The sequence below is a fragment of the Mycobacterium sp. E2479 genome (assembly GCF_001667925.1).
GTDB lineage: Bacteria > Actinomycetota > Actinomycetes > Mycobacteriales > Mycobacteriaceae > Mycobacterium.
In genome coordinates this window covers 1-568 of sequence record NZ_LZJR01000045.1, presented here as the reverse complement: position 1 = coordinate 568, position 568 = coordinate 1, and the positions used below count along the sequence as shown (strand labels likewise).

Below are 568 nucleotides of genomic sequence, written 5' to 3'. Positions count from 1 at the left end.
AGGTACTCGTCGAACGACTCAACCCCACCCGATCCCTAACCCACCACCCGCTGGTCCAGGTGATGCTGGCCTGGCAGAACTGGCAGGGCGCCGATCCGGCCGCCAATTTGGCTTTGGGTGAAGTGCAGGTCTCCCAGCTGCCGGTGGATACCCACACCGCCCGGATGGACCTGTCGTTGTCGCTTGGGGAGCGTTGGAACCCAGCCGGTGAGCCCGCCGGAATCAGCGGAACGGTGGAGTTTCGCACCGACGTGTTCGACCCGGCAACCATTCGGGCGCTCATCGAGCGTTTGAAGCGGGTGCTCAAGGCGATGACGGCTGATCCCGCGCGGCGGTTGTCGTCGGTGGATGTCCTCGACGCCGCTGAGCGGACCCGGCTGGAGGGTTGGGGCAATCGCGCGGTATTGAGCGCGCCGGTGACGTCGGGGCTGTCGATTCCGGCCGTGTTTGCCGCGCAGGTCGCGCGTGTGCCAGACGCGGTGGCGATCAGTTTCGGCGGCCGCTCGATGAGCTATCGCGAGCTTGATGCGGCGTCGAACCGGTTGGCGCACCTGCTGATTGCCCGGGG

General features: G+C 66.7%; 1 protein-coding gene. It reads left to right on the top strand.

What is annotated here, in order from left to right; all coding sequences use genetic code 11:
• Nucleotides 1-568: condensation domain-containing protein (locus A5686_RS04770; RefSeq protein WP_156749936.1), on the top strand; the 568-nt coding region annotated here is incomplete at both ends.